We start from the raw sequence: 15,797 nt of genomic DNA, 5'->3' as shown, positions 1-15,797 counted from the left end.
TTTAAGGCACAAAAATTTTTTCACTTTAACAGAAGGTTAATAAAATGGCTAAAATCGCTAAAGTTTGGGCTCGTCAGATCCTGGATTCCCGTGGCAATCCGTCTCTCGAAGTCGATGTTACTCTTGACAACGGTATCGTTGGTCACGCTGCTGTTCCGAGCGGCGCTTCCACCGGCGAACGCGAAGCTTGCGAACTCCGCGACGGTGATAAGAAGACTTACTGCGGTAAGGGCACGCTCACTGCTGTGAAGAACGTGAACACCAAGATCGCCAAGAAGATCATCGGCATGGATCCGTCCAAGCAGACTGAAGTTGACGACGCCATGATCGCTCTCGACGGCAACCGCATGCTCAAGAACAAGCTCGGTGCAAACGCTATCCTCGGCGTTTCCATGGCTGTTTGCGTTGCTGCTGCTAAGGACGCTGGCCTTCCGCTTTACCAGTACATTGCCAAGCTCCATGGCACCAAGAAGCTCACGCTCCCCTGCCCGATGTGCAACGTGATTAACGGCGGTGCTCACTCCTCCGCTCCGATCGACTTCCAGGAATTCATGATCGCTCCGGTTGGCGCTAAGACTTTCTCCAAGGGCCTCCAGATGGTCACCGAAATCTTCCACGCCCTCAAGGCTGTGCTGAAGAAGGCCGGCTTCGACACCACCGTTGGTGACGAAGGTGGCTTCGCTCCTGGCGTTTCTATCAAGCCGGCTAAGAACAAGTTCGGTTACGAAATCACTGGCGTGATGACCCTCGAAAAGGCTCTCGACGCCCTCAAGGCTGCAACCACCAATGCCGGTTACAAGTTCGGCACTGACATCAAGATTGCTCTTGACGTTGCTTCCTCTGAATTCTGCGACAAGAACACCAAGGCTGGCAAGCCGGAAACCTACACCTTCAAGAAGAGCACCAAGAAGACTGTCAAGTCTGCCGACATGGTGAAGCTCTACGAAAAGCTCATCGACAAGTACTCCATCTTCTCCATTGAAGACGGTCTCGATGAAGCTGACTGGGCTGGCTGGAAGGTCATGACCGACAAGCTCGGTGGCAAGATCAACCTCGTGGGTGACGACCTGTTCGTTACCAACCCGACCATCTTCGACGAAGGCATCAAGGCTGGCATCGCCAACGCTATCCTCATCAAGGTGAACCAGGTGGGTTCTGTGTCCGAAACTCTCGCTGCTATCAAGCGCGCTCAGAACGAAGGCTATGCTCCGATCGTTTCTCACCGCTCTGGCGAAACCGAAGACACCTTCATTGCTGACCTCGCCGTCGGTACCGCCGCTGGCCAGATCAAGACCGGTTCTCTCTCCCGTACGGACCGCGTTTGCAAGTACAACCGCCTCCTCCGCATCGAAGAAGAACTCGGCAAGGCTGCCGTGTACGCCGGTGACCCGCGCAAGGCTTGCAAGGCCCCTGCTAAGAAGGCCGCTTGCAAGAAGTGCTGCAAGAAGTAATTTCTGACTAATAGAATTACAAAAAGAAGCGCCCTTTATGAGGGCGCTTCTTTTGTACACGGCAGCCTTGCTGCGACCATGGAGGGCAGGTTGGTTAACTCCTGCTCGGAATGGTCGGCAAAGCCCCGCATACTTTTGCTAGTGCAATCATATATCGGGGCTTTGCACTCTTGTGTTTTGCTGCCGTGTACGCCGGTGACCCGCGCAAGGCTTGCAAGGCCCCTGCTAAGAAGGCCGCTTGCAAGAAGTGCTGCAAGAAGGCCAAGTAATTTTCTAAACCATTAGAGTTACTAAGAGAAACCGTTCCTGGTTAACAACCGGGGCGGTTTTTCTTTTGTATGTAATAGTGTTTAATTTGTACAAAACAAGATAAAAAATGGATTTGCACATGGTGTGTGTAAACTTCTATAAACAACTACGGCCGCAAGGACTGCCGCCTTGCGCTTAAAAGCACGATTGTAAACACTATTTTTGAAAATCGCGGGAACAAACAATTCTTTTAAATCTATATTACGATTGAATTTTTTCACATAAAGCTTATTACAGCTCATAAAAGAGGACACACATGATTGGACTTAAATCGATTGCCAGGACGGCGCTCGCGCTCTCGGCATCCGGTGCACTCCTTTCGGGTTGCGGCGACGCTTCTTCGGAAGGTGATCTGGGTGGAGCGCTTCCCCGTCAACAGACGCTATACTTGTCGGGCCAGCAGAACGACGCTCCGGGTTCCTTTAACCCGCTAGCCGAAAGCTGGATGGCTTCCTGGCCGGTGGGCGGACGTTTCAACCTGATGTATGAACCGCTCATCACGTACAACTCCCTGAATGGTAAGATTGAACCCCTTCTGGGTACCTTGGTTGAGGAACTCTCCAATAACGACTCTATCGTTGTGGACTTGAACCCCGCCGCCAAGTGGAGCGATGGCAAGCCGGTGACCTCCGTGGACGTGACCTTCATGTTCCTGCGCGGTTCCATCAACTCTACCGAACAGATTTCTGCAATCCATATCGACTCCCTGAAGGGTGCCGATGGCGTCATTACCGAACGTCTTTCGTTCATGGTTGCTAAAGACAAGCGTAACAACCCGTTGACCGTGCGCGACATGTTGCAGGCAACGCGTATCGCTCCATCTCACGTGTTTGAACCGCTGATCAAGGAAAAGGGCCTCGACGAAACGAAGAAGCTCCCGATGGATCAGAACCCGGTCGTTTCCGGTCCGTACAACCTGCGTAGTGCCGACCCGAACAAGATTATTCTTGAACGCCGCGACGACTACTGGGGCAATGCCGCCCTTCATGACGGAAAGCTCCCGGCTCCGAAGTTCATTGTTCACCCGATTTACAAGAACAACGAACACAACACGATTGCTATGCGTGAAGGCAACCTCGATGCCTCCCAGAGCTTCATTCCGCGTATTGCACGTAAGGCTTCGGCCGGCGTCCACACCTGGTGGAACGAACCGCCTTACTTCCGTCCGGGTGCAATGCCCATGCTCGTGATCAACACCCTTAAGGAACCCTTGAACGACAAGCGCTTCCGTCGTGCCTTGGCTACCGCCATCGACTACAACGCTCTGCGCCAGTTCGCTGTTTCCAACTACACCTCTACCCTGAAGGCCGGACTTATTATGCCGACGGACCTCGAAGGCAAGTACATTGTCGACGAAGACCTCGACAAGTATGGCGTGAACCTCGGCATCAGCGACGAAGCCGAACGCCTCGCCGCCGTGAAGCAGATTCTTTCCGAAGCTGGCTTCAAGTCCGTGTTCAACGACGACGGTACCTTGGACCATATGGAAAATGCCAAGGGCGAAAAGCTCCCGACTCTCTACATCACTAGCCCGAACGGCTGGACTGACTGGGAAGCCATGGTGACTATCGCTGTCGAAGGTATGCGCAAGGCCGGTATCGATATTCGCGAAGGCTTCGTGGACGGCGGTTCTTACTGGCCGGCTATGGGTCTTGGCAACTTTGACCTCGTGATGCACAAGCCTGTTGCTGACGTGACTCCGTCTCTTCCGTGGAGCCGCTTCAACGAAATCATGGCAAGCCGCGACTGGCAGCCGCTTGGCGCCTGGGCCGGTGTGAACATCGGTCGTTACAACCAGCCGGGTACCGAAGGCTTCCGCCCCGAAGTGGACCAGCTCCTTTCCGCTATTCCTCTGATGACGGACTCCGTGGAAATCGCAAAGGCTTACCGCGAACTCAACAAGATCTTCATGGAAGACCAGCCCTCTATTCCGCTGGTTTACCTGCCTGAACAGTTCTACGAATTCAGCGACCGCGTGTGGACGAACTGGCCCACCGCCGAAAACCCGTACGCTCCGGCTCAGCTGCCGTGGGTGGCTTCGGGCACCAAGATCCTCTGGAACTTAAAGCTTGCTAAATAAAGGTTAAAGGAATACAAATGCTTAAACAATATCCTATGCTACGCTATGTCCTGCAGAAGGGGTTCTGGTATCTCCTGACCTTCGTTTTTGCAGTGGCATTGAACTTCGCCTTGCCGCGTCTTGGCGATAATAACCCGGTTGACATTATCATGGGTCAGGCCGGTAAGGGTCTTTCTCCGACTGAAGCTCAGAAGAAGAAAGCCGAACTCCTGGTGTCCTTCGGTATGGCCGAACTCGACGATCAGGGCAACGTGATTTATGAACCGGAAGTTGACGAAAATGGTCAGATGGTTACCCGCAAGGTTCCCAAGCTTGACGACGCTGGCAATCCGGTACTCGTGACCGTGAAGGAAGTCAACGAAGATGGCACCCCGAAGATGGTGGATCGCCAGAAGGTTGACGCCGAAGGCAAGCCGGTCTTCGAAGAAAAGCCGGTTCTCGATGCCAAGGGCAAGCCGGTCATGGAAAAGAAGGGCAAGAAGAAGGTCGCTAAGGTCGAACAGGTTGCCGTGATGGAACAGGTTCAGGCCGAACGCCAGGACACCGTGATGGTGGACGAAGTCGTGCTCAAGACCGACCCGAAGCTTTCTTCCGCATTCTCCCAGTTCCTCCGTTACATTGCCAACGTGTTCAAGGGTGACCTCGGTCTCTCTTACCAGAACAACGAACCGGTGACCAACGTGATCAAGAAGTCCCTCCCGTGGACGCTCCTCATCCAGGCTCCGACCATTTTGCTCGGCTGGATTATCGGTAACTTGCTCGGTGCTTTCGCTGCTTACAAGCGCGGCATCTTCGACAAGGTGTTCTTCCCCTGCGCCATGTTCTTGAACGGTGTGCCGTACTTCGTGTTCGGTATGCTCTTGGTGGCCATGTTCTCCATTACGCTCGGCTGGTTCCCGGCTATGGGTGCTTACAGCTCCGACATTCCGGAACTCACCTTCTCCTGGACTTGCATCAAGAGCGTTGCTTGGTACTACATCCTCCCGTTCTTCAGCTGCTTCCCGATTCTTCTTTCGGGTCAGGCAACGGGTATGCGCTCCATGTCGATCTATGAACTCGGTACTGACTACATGAAGTACGCCAAGTGGCTCGGTCTTCGCGAAGGCAAGATCATCAGCTACGTGTTCCGTAACGCAATGCTCCCGCAGCTCACTGGTCTTGCCCAGTCCCTGGGTGCCATGGTGGGTGGCGCACTCATTACCGAAATGATCTTCTCTTATCCGGGCCTCGGTATGGCTATGCTCAACGCCATCCAGAAGAACGACTACGCAACGATTCAGGGTTGTACGCTCATGATTTCGACCTGCGTGCTCGTGGCCAACTACGCCGTTGACGTGCTCATCGCCGTGTTCGATCCGCGCGTGAAGGCCGGTCTCCAAATGGGAGGTAAGTAATTATGTTGAAACTCTTAAGAAACCTTCTCAAGTCCCCGATGTTCGTCATCGGTATCTCGATCTTCGTGCTTACGCTCCTGATCGCGCTTTTTGGACCTCTCTTCTACAGCGTCGATACTCACGCCCGTGACATTCTCGCTGGTCCGTATGCAGGTTCTTCTTCTGAACACTTGCTCGGTACTGACCACCTTGGTCGTGACTATGTGTCCCTGTTGATCGCAGGGCTGCGCAGCTCTCTCTATGTGGGCTTTGTGGCCGGCATCATCGCTACCACGATCGGTGTGCTTATCGGTCTGTTCGGCGGATTCCGCGGCGGATGGATTGACGAAGTGCTGAACATGTTCACGAACCTCTTCATCGTGATTCCGCAGTTCGTGATTCTCGTGCTCATCAGCTCTGCCGTGAAGGATGGTCGTTCCCTCACCTTGATCGGCCTCATCATCGGTCTTACCGCATGGAGCTGGTCTGCTCGTGCCGTGCGTGCCCAGGCATCTTCTCTGCGTAGCCGCGACCATATCGCCCTCGCTCGCATTAACGGTGCATCCACGCTCACGATCGTGATCAAGCATGTGCTTCCGTACTTGCTCTCTTACGTGTTCATGGTGTTCATCATGCAGGTGGGTTCGGGCATTCTTTCCGAAGCTTCTATCTCCATGATCGGCCTTGGCCCTGTCGATACGACTAGCCTCGGTATCATCCTGAACCAGGCAAAGGACAACGGCGCTCTTGCCGACTCCATCTGGATTGCCTTCATTCCGGCGACCCTCGTGGTGACCCTTACGGTGTTTGCCCTTTACCTCATCAATACTTCTATGGAAGGCGTCTTTAACCCGCGTCTGCGCAAATAAGAGGTAACGAAATGTCTGAAAATGTATTTGAAGTAGAAAATCTCGGCCTCTATTACCTTGGCCGTTTCGGCGACAAGACTCATGCCGTGACGGATGTTTCCTTCTCCATGAAGAAGGGCGAAATCCTCGGTATCGCAGGTGAATCTGGTTGCGGTAAGTCCACCTTGGTGTCCGGCCTTATGGGCATGTGCATTCCGCCGCTTTACCCCGAAAAGGGTGACGTGCGTGTGCGCGTGGGTGACCACATGGAATCCCTGATGCACCGCAAGCTCGAAGATGTTCGTGCCAACGTGCTCGCTCAGCAGGTTTCCATGATTCCGCAGGGTGCATTCAACGCTTTGAACCCGGTGCGTAAAATCAAGGACATCGCAGCCGACGTGATCGCCGCTCACCAGCAGCCGGGCAAGAAGCTCGACAGCAAGGAAATCTACGACCGTCTTTGCGAACGTTTCGACTTGTTCGGTATGGACACCAAGCGCGTGCTGAACTCCTACCCGATTCAGCTCACTGCCGGTGAACGCCAGCGTTCCGTGATCGGTATTTCTACGCTTCTCAACCCGCAGATGGTGATCGCTGACGAACCGACTTCCGCTCTGGACGTTTCTACCCAGAAGGAAGTGATCAAGATGATCTTTGATCTTTTGGACAAGGGCATCTTCTCTACCATGATCTTCATTACCCACGAACTTCCGCTCCTGTACCACGTGGCCGACAATATCGCCATCATGTACGCCGGCGAAATCGTGGAATACGGTACGGCTGACCAGGTCGTTAAGGACCCGCGTCACCCCTATACGCAGGCTTTGATGGGCGCTATGCTTTCTACCGAAGCTTCTCAGCGTACCCGTCATCCGGTGGCTATCGAAGGTGCTCCTCCGAGCCTCAAGAACAAGATTGTGGGTTGCCGCTTTGCACCGCGTTGTAAGAAGGCATGCCCCGACTGCAAGAAGAATACCCAGAACATCCGCATTGTAGGCGACCGTCAAGTGAGGTGCGATTATGCTGTCTGATAAACCCATTGTATTTTCCGCTAAGCGCATCAGCAAGGACTTTGGTGCCGGTAAGACCCTGAAGACCGCCGTGAAGGATGTGTCCTTCGACATCTATGACGAAGAATTCATCTCCATCGTGGGTGGTTCGGGTTGCGGTAAGTCCGTGCTCGCAAAGATCATGCTCGGTCTTTACAAGCCGACTCGTGGCCAGTTCCTGTATCGCGACAAGCCCATCAAGAACCTGAAGGCTCACTGGAACGAAGTGCAGTCCGTGTTCCAGGATCCGTTCGGCTGCTTCAACCAGTTCTTTACGATTCGTAGCCAGCTGGAAGACGCCCTGAACATCCTCAAGGACAAGCCCTCCAAGGAAGAAGTCCGCCGCCGCGTGGACGAAGGCCTGATGGCTGTGAACGTGAAGCCCGAAGACATCGAAGGCAAGTATCCGTTCGAACTTTCCGGTGGTCAGATGCAGCGTATGCTCTTGGCCCGTATCTTCGCACTCCGTCCGAAGGTCTTGATTGCTGACGAAGCCACCTCCATGGTGGACGCCTGCGTGCGTGCAAACATCCTCGATTACCTCCGCAAGTTGAAAGACGAGCTGAAGATGACCGTGGTGTTCGTGACCCACGATATCGGTCTTGCAAACTACGTTTCTGACCGTATCTTCATCATGCACGACGGTAAGATCGTGAACCAGGGTACTCCGGAAGAAGTGCTCGACAACACGACCGAACCGCACACGCTCAAGCTGCTTGACGATATCCCGGAAGTCCACAAGACCGAATGGATCAAGAACAGCCACAGAAGCAAGAAGTAATACTGTGTAATACGATAGTGCTGATTTAAGCACTGAGTTTAAGGAAGCCCGACTCCAGATGGAGCCGGGTTTCTTCTTTTTGGGGCGTTTTCTGTGATTTTATATTGAAATTAATCGTTTATTTTGAATGTAGAGTTGCGTACAAAAGAGAATTATTTTACCTTGTATCCAAAAAGAAGGGGTTCATGAGACCAGAGACAATCCAAAAGCGTGAAGACGAATTTTTTTCCAATCTGACCAATTCCGCAGGGGTTAAGTATAAGTTGATCCAGACGACCGATATTGGCCAAGGGGTGAAGATTTATTCCATCCGTCCGGATTTCACGTCTTACTATTACGCTACCAAGACTACAAAGAAAAGCATCTGCCTGCATTTTACGGTTGGCTATATCAAATCTGACACGACTGCTCTTTCGACAAAGGACAATTGTGTTTCAGTGTCGTACGTTGTGGACCGTTCGGGACACATTTACGAGATGTTCCCCGATACTGAATGGAGCTATCACCTGGGGAGTGGCGCCGTGGGCGGCAACGGCAACATGTCGAAGCAGTCTATCGGTATCGAGATTTCCAATTACGGCCCGTTGAAGTTGTCCGGCGAAAACCTGGTGGACGCTTATGGCAATAACTACTGCACTGTGGCCGAAACCCAGTTCTATGACAAGCTGAACTACAGGGGCTACGACTACTTTGCCTCCATGACGGATGCCCAGATTTCTGCGACAGCGGCCCTTATCAAGTATCTTGGCAAGAAGCACGACATCCCCATGAACTTTATGCCCAGTGATGCCCCGTTTGCAAATAATGCCGAGGCGCAAGCGTTCAAGGGCGTGTTCTACCATACCAATGTAAGAAAGGACAAGTTTGACTGGCCCTTTGGCCCCTCGCTCAAGTCGGTTATTGCCGCATGCTCCGATGTGCTCCCGAAGGTAGGAGAGGCCAAGGCTGATGCTACCAAGACCGCAGCACCCTCGGAAACCACGAAGGTTGCCGAGCCCGCCCAGAAGCCCGTCGAAGCGCCGAAGCCTGTCGAAACTCCGAAGGCCGAAGTCAAGGCTCCCGAAGTCAAGAAAGCACCCGAAATTAAACCCGCCACCACCACAACGAGCAAGCCCAAAACCACCCCGGTAAAGGCGCCTTCGCTTCTTGGAAGCATTATTTCGTTGCTCCTCCAATTGCTTGGCGGCAAGAAACGTTAACCCCCAAATAGGAAGAAGAAAACATGGCTACAGAAACACAAGTGCCGGCTACACCGGATTCTGCCGACAAGGCAAACGCCAAGCTCAACAAGATGGAGCTGATGAAGAAATTCAAGCAGCACAGGGATAGCGTGAACAAGGCTATCTTGGACTTGCAAAAGGATTCTTTGACGCTCTCGAAGGACCTGGAAATTTGCAATGCCAAGGCCGGCGAATTGCAGGTGAACTTGCAGCACCTGCAGGGCGCAAATGACTCGCTGAATAACGAAGTGGCCAAGTTGCAGACCGAATTGCAGGAAGCGATCAAGCAGCAGTCTCCTGTTGCCGCCCTTGCTTCGCCGAGCGGCTGTGCCGTCCTGATTGTTCTGATTATCGCTATCACGGCAATTGCTCTCAAGAAGGGCTTCTCCATCGCTAAGGGCGACACGAAGCTTTCTGTCGGCGGTGACGACAAGAAAGAAGAGTAATCGTCAAAATTAGTGCATAAGAAAAGGTCTCTCCAATCGGAGAGACTTTTTTGTAGAAAAAAAAGAGCCCGCAAATGCGGACTCCTTTAAAAGCGCTTTAGGCTCGATTAGTTGAACCAGTAGGTGGCGCCGAGCTGGAGCTGCATGTTCTTGACGGACTGATCGCTTTCAGCACCGAGCTTCTTGCTGTCGAGAATGGAGGTCAAACCGAGAGCGAAGCGGAAGTTCACATCGAGGTTCTGCATAACGCTGTAGCCAACGCCAGCATCGAGACCGAATTCGAAGGTGTTGAGAGCGTCGATCTTGCTGTCGCCGTACTTGATGGTTTCAGTTGCATAACCATAGTCGTATTCCATTTCAGAGCTCAGGAGGAAGGCAATCTGCGGACCGACTTCCAAGTAGAGCTGCGGCATCACGTTAATGCGGGCGAGAACCGGGATTTCAATTGCCCAGGTGCTCCAAGTCTGGTCGTCGTCGGAGCTACGACGCAGGGCGATGCCTGCTTCCGGCACGACGGAAATCATGTCATTCAGACCGATCTTGGCGGCAGCACCGGCGTTGAAGCCGAAGCCCCAAGGAACGTCATCAGTTTCATCACCCCAAGCGGTGCTGAAAGAAGCTGCGGCGTGACCACCGACGTGGACCTGTGCGAAAGAGAGACCAGTTGCGAGCAGAACAGCGGCAACGATAAGATATAACTTTTTCATTTGTTTTCCTCTTGTTTTGAAGGTTAGTAACTGAAATATAACAAAAAGTTTACGAAAGCGGATGATTTTTGTCAAAAAAAATTCATTTATTTATATTTGTTAATTTGGTTGCTGTATTTAGTGTGTAATACCGTGTAAATCCCTTTTTGGTTTCCCCTGAAAACACAAATTGACCGGATTTGCCCATTTTTGGGGGTGGTTTTTAGGTATATTCTAGGTATGAATTTCTCAAAAAGCGCATTTTTAGCAGGTGCGGCTTCTGTAGCCGTGTCTTTTTCGTCTGCTTTTGCAGGTCCCCTTGTAAACCAGCTGGGTTTTGCCCCCGATGCTGAAAAAATTGTCGTTTACCCCGGTAGCGATGCCAACGGGCTCGAAGTTCGCGATCTCAATGGAAAGACGGTCTTGAAACTCAAGGCCCCTATGGTCTACGACTGGGAATTTAGTGGCGAAGAAGTGCAGACTTTCGATATTTCTGCCGTCAAGAAACCCGGTACCTACCGCCTTTTCCGCGGCAAGGAATATGTGGGCACCCCGATTGTCGTGGGAAAGAACGTCTATAATGATTTGGTAAAGGCTAGCCTCAAGTGGTTCTACTACCAGCGCGCCAGCATGTCGCTGGAACCCCAGTATGCGGGCAAGTGGGCTCGCGCTGCAGGCCACAAAGACAATCGCGTTATCGTTTACGGCACCGACAAAGTGACTGGCGGTAAGGGCAACGGTCAGGTAATCAAGTCCGACCGCGGCTGGTACGATGCCGGAGACTACGGCAAGTACATTGTGAATTCGGGCATTACCGTGTTCACCTTATTGCAGGCTTACGAGAACTTCCCGAAGTATCTGGATTCGCTGACTTGGAACATTCCCCGCGAATTCGCGAAGTATCCCGAAATCTTGGAAGAAGTGCGCTACAACTTGGACTGGATGCTCACCATGCAGGACAAGGACGGCGGCGTTTACCACAAGGTGACAACGCTTAAGTTCGGTGGTAGCGTGCTCCCCGAAAATGACAGGGATGCCCGCTATGCCATTCTCAAGAACGTGACCGCAACGCTTGACTTTGCGGCCGTAATGGCGCAGGCAAGTGTCGTCTACAAGAACGTGGACAAGGCTTATTCCGACAAGATTCTCAAGGCTGCCGAAGAAGCCTACGCTTGGGCCAAGATGCATCCGCAGCAGTTCTACAAGCAGCCTGCCGACGTGCAGACGGGTAACTACATGCACGACGGCGAAGACGGCAAGGACGAATTCCGCTGGGCCGCTGCAGAACTTTTCCGCGCTACCAAGAAGCCGTATTACCAGGATGACTTGAAGAACAACCTCTTTACGCCCGATGGCGCCTGGTGGGGCAACGTGAACATGCTCGCCGCCTTCCGCGTGGCACTGGATTCTGCCGATTTTGACAAGGACCTGGTAGCTGCCGCCAAGAAGACTGTGCTCAACGAAGCGAACAACCTCCGCGCCGTGGGCGATACGAGTGCCTACCGCTTGCCCGCATTCCCGTGGAGCTGGAACTGGGGCTCTAATAGCGCCATGGCAAACAACGGCATGGTGCTGGTGCATGCTTACTTGCTCACCAAAGACAAGAGCTACTTGGATGGTGCGCAGCAGTGCCTTGACTACTTGCTCGGCAAGAACCCGCAGGACATGACATATGTGACCGGTTTCGGTTACAGGAGCCCGCGTAACCCGCATCACCGCCCGAGTGAATCTGACATGGTCGACGACCCGGTGCCGGGAATGCTCGTGGGTGGCCCGCACCTCGGCAAGCAGGACATCAACCTGGACGGCAAGGAAAATTGGAAGTGCCCGAACTATGCTGCTGCCGACAAACCGGCTCTTGCTTACATTGATAACCGCTGCAGCTACGCCACCAACGAAGTGGCCATCAACTGGAATGCTCCGCTGGCTTACCTTGCCGCAGCTCTTGAAGCGATTTATAACAAGTAGCTTTTTCCCTTACCCCCAGAATAATATATATTACGGATATGGCTTAATGCCGTATCCGTTTTTTGTGAAGGGGGCTCCATGAAGAAGTTTGTTATTTGGGCAATTGCTGCGGTACTTTTGCATGCGCCAGTTTTTGCCGTGGGCCTTGTAAAACAGTCTGTTGATACGACCGACGCGATGGCGACTCTCGGCAATTATGATCGCGGATTTTATACACCGCAGGTGTTGCATCTTAAGCCTTCGGGCGGTAAGCCGATTGAAAAGCCCTATAGCAAATTGCTACACTTGCGTGCCGAAATCTCGGAATTCAGCAGCCACGCCTGGCTAGGAATCGACACGACCGGAGGCAAGAAGGATACCACCTGGGGCAAGAACCAAGATTTGACTGAAGACGCCCTGAATGTTTTGCAGGAGACCTTTGACAATATCCGCAAGAATAGCGGACACGTGATAGTGCGCATTTGTTATGACCCGTGGTATAACGGTCGCAGCAATGTGACGCCGGATCACGAGTGGGTGCTGAAGCATGTAAAGCAGCTTGCGCCGGTGCTCTCGAAAAATACCGATGTAATCGTGGCGCTCGAGATGGGCATGCACGGCGCCTACGGCGAAATGCATTCTGACACGAACATCACTTATGATCGCGTTGCAGAAGCGGTAAATCTGATGCTGCGTAACACGCCTCCCGAATTGAAAATCCTCACGCGCACGGGAAACTATTCAGCGAAGGTGTTGGGCTTTGACAACTGGGGCGTCGACTTCCATATCGACGGCGATAAATTCAAAGAAATCGCGAAGGCGAAGGGCGACACCATGTACCGTGTGGGAATGTTCAACGACGGCTATCTCGGGACGCAATACGATTACGGCACGTGGGGTGCGGACTGTGCGACTTCCATTTGCCGCGAAGAAGGCGTGGCCTGGCTCGAGAAGTACGGCATCAACACGCCCTACGGTGGCGAGGCGCTCACGACGGCGAACGGTTACCAAGTTATCAATACGCCGGAGTTCTTGGCGTACGAGGGATTCCGCACACATACGAGCTATCTGAATATCCAGTGGAACAACAACTTGATTGACAGCTGGAAAAAGACCCCGTTTAAGCAGAAAGATTTTGATTACGATCCAGCGCGAGTCGATTCTCTTTCGGGCTTCAAGTACATCAACGACCACCTTGGTTACCGCTTTGTACTGCGTGAATCGTGGATGAGCGATACGGTGGGTGACGACGGTGTTTTAAGGGCGAAGCTCCGCATTCAGAATGTGGGCTTTGGCAATTTGACATGGAATGCACCGGTGAGGCTTGCCATTTTAACAGACCTGGAAGGTACCGGTTTGTTGGAGTGCCCTATGCCGACTTATTACGACCTGCCGGACATTGATTCCCGCAATATCCATTGCCGCACAATCTCTATTGCAGACGGCGATACCGTGATGACGTTCGACGGAAATAACGAAATAGAAATTTTGACCAAATTAAATATACGAGGCAAAGGACGTTACCAAGTGTTCTTGAAGGTGGGCGAGGTTCAATTTGCCAACAGTAAGCGTGTGGGTGGTGGAACATGTGGCGACGAGCAGCCTGCCGCCTATTTGGGCAAAATCTACTATGACGAAAATGTCAAATCATCGATTCCGCGTGCGCTCCCGAGTGCAGCACAAAAGAAAAACGCCCCCTTCGTTCAGAGGGAGCGCCACAATGCGATTATCCGCGATGGCGAAAAACGCTACCGCGCCAATGGTGCAACTAGCCGTTAACGAGCTTCACGAATTCGCGGCACACGGCTTCGGGATCGGGCTTGCCGAAGATCGCGGAACCGACGACGAATACGTTTGCGCCGGCTTCCTTGCAGGCGAGAATGTTATCAAGCTTCACGCCGCCATCAATCTGAATGTCCAGTTCCGGCTTCATCTGGCGCAATTCGCGAATCTTGTCGAGGCAATAAGGAATCAGACTCTGGCCGCCGAATCCCGGGTTCACCGACATGATAAGCACCATGTCTACGATATCGAGCACGTACTTGATGCTTTCGAGCGGAGTTGCCGGGTTAATGGCCACAGCGGGCTTCACGCCGAGTTCCTTAATCTGGTGCAGCAGACGGTCGAGGTGATTCGTAGTTTCGGCGTGCACGCTAATGAGGCTTGCGCCAGCCTTTGCAAATTCACCCACGTAGTTTTCGGGGTTTTCGATCATCAGGTGGCAATCGAGCGGGAGCTTGGTTCCCTTACCCACGCAGGCAGAGATTCCCGGGCCGAAGCTGATATTTGGGACAAAGTGTCCGTCCATGATGTCGAGGTGAACAAGGCCTGCGCCACCGTTTTCGATAGCCTTGAGGCCGTTGCCGAGTTCGAGGAAGTTTGCGTTCAACACGCTGGGGGCGATAATTTGCTTGAGCATAGCCCAAATATAGCAAAACTAGACAGGTTGAAAAAAATTTACTATCTTTGCGCGCAAACAAAGCAAGGAGATGAAAATGTCTAAAGGAACTAAAACTGTAGTCGCCAAGGCCGCTGCCAAGAAGGTTGCCGCTAAGGCTGCTCCGAAGGCTGCCGCCGAAAAGAAGGCTCCGGCCAAGAAGGCCGCCTGCAAGACCGCTGCAAAGCCGGCCGCTGAAAAGAAAGTTGCTGCCGTAAAGCCGGCTGCTAAGAAGGCCGCCCCGAAGGCCGCCGCCGAAAAGAAGGCCCCGGCCAAGAAGACCGCTGCTAAGGCTCCCAAGAAGGTGACGGTTGTGTTCGAAGCCAACTGCCCGCTCGCAACGACCGTGTCCGTTGCAGGTTCCTTCAACAACTGGGCTGTCGACAAGGACATGCTCAAGAAGGACAAGAAGACTGGTCTCTGGACTGGCAAGATCACCCTCGATGCTGGCGATTACGAATACAAGTTCGTTTGCGATGGCCAGTACTGGGACGAAGGCGACAACAAGGTCAAGCACGTCTAATCCCTTTTTTTGGTGCTTTATGCTCGATTGCGTTTTCTCAACCCTGTGAGCGGACCGATCAAGTATCTGGGGAATGCGCTAGTGATTCGCTTTCTGTCGCGGTTTCCGACAGTGCCTTGTACTACGAAGAAATGTCTGCGAAGCTGAAAACCGAAGGCGAACAATTGTTGGAAGACTACGTTGATGACATTGTTGCCGGCGTGTTTTTGGGGACTCTCGGTGCGGTCGGAACCATATGGAGTGTTAACGCTTCTTCAAGTGCTTCGTTAGAGGGTGGTGGCGTTTTAGTCGTGTTTATCATGGCTCCTAGCGCGTGCCTCTTGATGGGCGGTGTTTTCGGTGTTGCTGGCGGCATAGGGAAGGGTATCAGAGGAAACAGGATGCTGGAACAGTCCGAAGAGTACCAGAAATCCGCAGAAAGATACCGAACAAAGTCGCAGCAGGTAAAAGTGGATTTTGTCCCGCTGATAAATCCACTTGCCAAAACAGTTGGCATGGATTTGGCGCTCAGGTTTTAAAGTTTGAACGCAGGCAAGAACGCCTGCGTTTTTTCATTTTGTGTAAAGCCGGCGCGAACTTCGCTCTCCGTATTTCACTTGTCCTAAGCAATGTGGCGTTAAAGCTCGTCAGTGCGGCCCTGCACCTCA

General features: G+C 52.8%; 15 protein-coding genes. 13 read left to right on the top strand and 2 right to left on the bottom strand.

The window, feature by feature from the left end; genetic code table 11:
- Positions 1 to 44: 44 nt before the first annotated feature.
- The 9 genes from eno (at position 45) to QZN53_RS05985 (ending at position 9,557) form a co-directional block, all read left to right on the top strand.
- Entirely contained in the window at positions 45 to 1,451 is a 1,407-nt protein-coding gene (gene eno, locus QZN53_RS06025; RefSeq protein WP_088626685.1) for a phosphopyruvate hydratase, read from the top strand.
- Positions 1,452 to 1,561: 110 nt separating this feature from the next.
- Positions 1,562 to 1,720, top strand: coding sequence for a hypothetical protein (locus QZN53_RS06020; protein ID WP_163437967.1), 159 nt, complete (start codon positions 1,562 to 1,564; stop codon positions 1,718 to 1,720).
- Positions 1,721 to 2,016: 296 nt separating this feature from the next.
- Complete coding sequence (locus QZN53_RS06015; protein WP_163437966.1) at positions 2,017 to 3,840, top strand: ABC transporter substrate-binding protein; 1,824 nt, start codon at positions 2,017 to 2,019, stop codon at positions 3,838 to 3,840.
- Positions 3,841 to 3,875: 35 nt separating this feature from the next.
- Positions 3,876 to 5,234 carry an ABC transporter permease gene (locus QZN53_RS06010; protein ID WP_233144185.1) on the top strand — a complete coding sequence of 453 codons (1,359 nt, stop codon included), beginning with the start codon at positions 3,876 to 3,878 and terminating at the stop codon, positions 5,232 to 5,234.
- 2 nt (positions 5,235 to 5,236) lie between these two features.
- Positions 5,237 to 6,082: an ABC transporter permease gene (locus tag QZN53_RS06005; RefSeq protein WP_072800040.1), complete on the top strand. Its 846-nt coding sequence runs from the start codon at positions 5,237 to 5,239 to the stop codon at positions 6,080 to 6,082.
- Between the two features lie 11 nt (positions 6,083 to 6,093).
- Positions 6,094 to 7,092, top strand: a complete 999-nt coding sequence (locus QZN53_RS06000) for an ABC transporter ATP-binding protein (RefSeq protein ID WP_072800039.1) — start codon at positions 6,094 to 6,096, stop codon at positions 7,090 to 7,092.
- A complete protein-coding gene (locus tag QZN53_RS05995; RefSeq protein ID WP_163437965.1) occupies positions 7,082 to 7,891 on the top strand; it encodes an ABC transporter ATP-binding protein in 810 nt (269 codons plus the stop codon). Before QZN53_RS06000 ends, QZN53_RS05995 begins: the two co-directional genes overlap by 11 nt.
- A gap of 185 nt (positions 7,892 to 8,076) precedes the next feature.
- Complete coding sequence (locus QZN53_RS05990; RefSeq protein WP_163437964.1) at positions 8,077 to 9,090, top strand: N-acetylmuramoyl-L-alanine amidase; 1,014 nt, start codon at positions 8,077 to 8,079, stop codon at positions 9,088 to 9,090.
- Between the two features lie 23 nt (positions 9,091 to 9,113).
- Positions 9,114 to 9,557 carry a hypothetical protein gene (locus tag QZN53_RS05985; protein WP_088626691.1) on the top strand — a complete coding sequence of 148 codons (444 nt, stop codon included), beginning with the start codon at positions 9,114 to 9,116 and terminating at the stop codon, positions 9,555 to 9,557.
- Between the two features lie 107 nt (positions 9,558 to 9,664).
- Here the strand turns inward: QZN53_RS05985 and QZN53_RS05980 are convergent, their stop codons facing one another.
- A complete protein-coding gene (locus tag QZN53_RS05980) occupies positions 9,665 to 10,264 on the bottom strand; it encodes a porin family protein (RefSeq protein ID WP_163437963.1) in 600 nt (199 codons plus the stop codon).
- Between the two features lie 219 nt (positions 10,265 to 10,483).
- Between QZN53_RS05980 and QZN53_RS05975 the strand changes: the two genes are divergently transcribed.
- Together QZN53_RS05975 and QZN53_RS05970 are read left to right on the top strand one after the other, a co-directional pair.
- Positions 10,484 to 12,211 carry a glycoside hydrolase family 9 protein gene (locus QZN53_RS05975; RefSeq protein ID WP_163437962.1) on the top strand — a complete coding sequence of 576 codons (1,728 nt, stop codon included), beginning with the start codon at positions 10,484 to 10,486 and terminating at the stop codon, positions 12,209 to 12,211.
- Positions 12,212 to 12,289: 78 nt separating this feature from the next.
- Positions 12,290 to 13,969, top strand: coding sequence for a DUF4832 domain-containing protein (locus tag QZN53_RS05970; protein ID WP_163437961.1), 1,680 nt, complete (start codon positions 12,290 to 12,292; stop codon positions 13,967 to 13,969).
- Here the strand turns inward: QZN53_RS05970 and rpe are convergent.
- Positions 13,959 to 14,609: a ribulose-phosphate 3-epimerase gene (gene rpe / locus QZN53_RS05965; protein WP_163437960.1), complete on the bottom strand. Its 651-nt coding sequence runs from the start codon at positions 14,607 to 14,609 to the stop codon at positions 13,959 to 13,961. The two genes, QZN53_RS05970 and rpe, sit on opposite strands and share 11 nt — an antisense overlap.
- Positions 14,610 to 14,685: 76 nt before the next feature.
- On the opposite strand from rpe, the gene QZN53_RS05960 reads away from it, so the two are divergent.
- On the top strand, positions 14,686 to 15,150 hold the full coding sequence (locus QZN53_RS05960; RefSeq protein WP_163437959.1) for a glycogen-binding domain-containing protein: 465 nt from the start codon (positions 14,686 to 14,688) through the stop codon (positions 15,148 to 15,150).
- A 131-nt stretch (positions 15,151 to 15,281) separates the two neighbouring features.
- Positions 15,282 to 15,668 carry a hypothetical protein gene (locus QZN53_RS05955; protein WP_163437958.1) on the top strand — a complete coding sequence of 129 codons (387 nt, stop codon included), beginning with the start codon at positions 15,282 to 15,284 and terminating at the stop codon, positions 15,666 to 15,668.
- Positions 15,669 to 15,797: the final 129 nt, after the last annotated feature.

It is taken from the genome of uncultured Fibrobacter sp. (assembly GCF_900316465.1).
Lineage (GTDB): Bacteria > Fibrobacterota > Fibrobacteria > Fibrobacterales > Fibrobacteraceae > Fibrobacter.
Note: the sequence above shows the minus strand (reverse complement) of the source record. Positions and strands in the feature narration are given on the sequence as shown.

Excerpts from the sequence above, each read along its gene's own strand:
- eno (WP_088626685.1), top strand. The coding sequence starts at position 45 with ATGGCTAAAATCGCTAAAGTTTGGGCTCGTCAGATCCTGGATTCCCGT.
- QZN53_RS06020 (WP_163437967.1), top strand. The coding sequence starts at position 1,562 with ATGGTCGGCAAAGCCCCGCATACTTTTGCTAGTGCAATCATATATCGG.
- QZN53_RS06015 (WP_163437966.1), top strand. The coding sequence starts at position 2,017 with ATGATTGGACTTAAATCGATTGCCAGGACGGCGCTCGCGCTCTCGGCA.
- QZN53_RS06010 (WP_233144185.1), top strand. The coding sequence starts at position 3,876 with ATGCTACGCTATGTCCTGCAGAAGGGGTTCTGGTATCTCCTGACCTTC.
- QZN53_RS06005 (WP_072800040.1), top strand. The coding sequence starts at position 5,237 with ATGTTGAAACTCTTAAGAAACCTTCTCAAGTCCCCGATGTTCGTCATC.
- QZN53_RS06000 (WP_072800039.1), top strand. The coding sequence starts at position 6,094 with ATGTCTGAAAATGTATTTGAAGTAGAAAATCTCGGCCTCTATTACCTT.
- QZN53_RS05995 (WP_163437965.1), top strand. The coding sequence starts at position 7,082 with ATGCTGTCTGATAAACCCATTGTATTTTCCGCTAAGCGCATCAGCAAG.
- QZN53_RS05990 (WP_163437964.1), top strand. The coding sequence starts at position 8,077 with ATGAGACCAGAGACAATCCAAAAGCGTGAAGACGAATTTTTTTCCAAT.
- QZN53_RS05985 (WP_088626691.1), top strand. The coding sequence starts at position 9,114 with ATGGCTACAGAAACACAAGTGCCGGCTACACCGGATTCTGCCGACAAG.
- QZN53_RS05980 (WP_163437963.1), bottom strand. The coding sequence starts at position 10,264 with ATGAAAAAGTTATATCTTATCGTTGCCGCTGTTCTGCTCGCAACTGGT.
- QZN53_RS05975 (WP_163437962.1), top strand. The coding sequence starts at position 10,484 with ATGAATTTCTCAAAAAGCGCATTTTTAGCAGGTGCGGCTTCTGTAGCC.
- QZN53_RS05970 (WP_163437961.1), top strand. The coding sequence starts at position 12,290 with ATGAAGAAGTTTGTTATTTGGGCAATTGCTGCGGTACTTTTGCATGCG.
- rpe (WP_163437960.1), bottom strand. The coding sequence starts at position 14,609 with ATGCTCAAGCAAATTATCGCCCCCAGCGTGTTGAACGCAAACTTCCTC.
- QZN53_RS05960 (WP_163437959.1), top strand. The coding sequence starts at position 14,686 with ATGTCTAAAGGAACTAAAACTGTAGTCGCCAAGGCCGCTGCCAAGAAG.
- QZN53_RS05955 (WP_163437958.1), top strand. The coding sequence starts at position 15,282 with ATGTCTGCGAAGCTGAAAACCGAAGGCGAACAATTGTTGGAAGACTAC.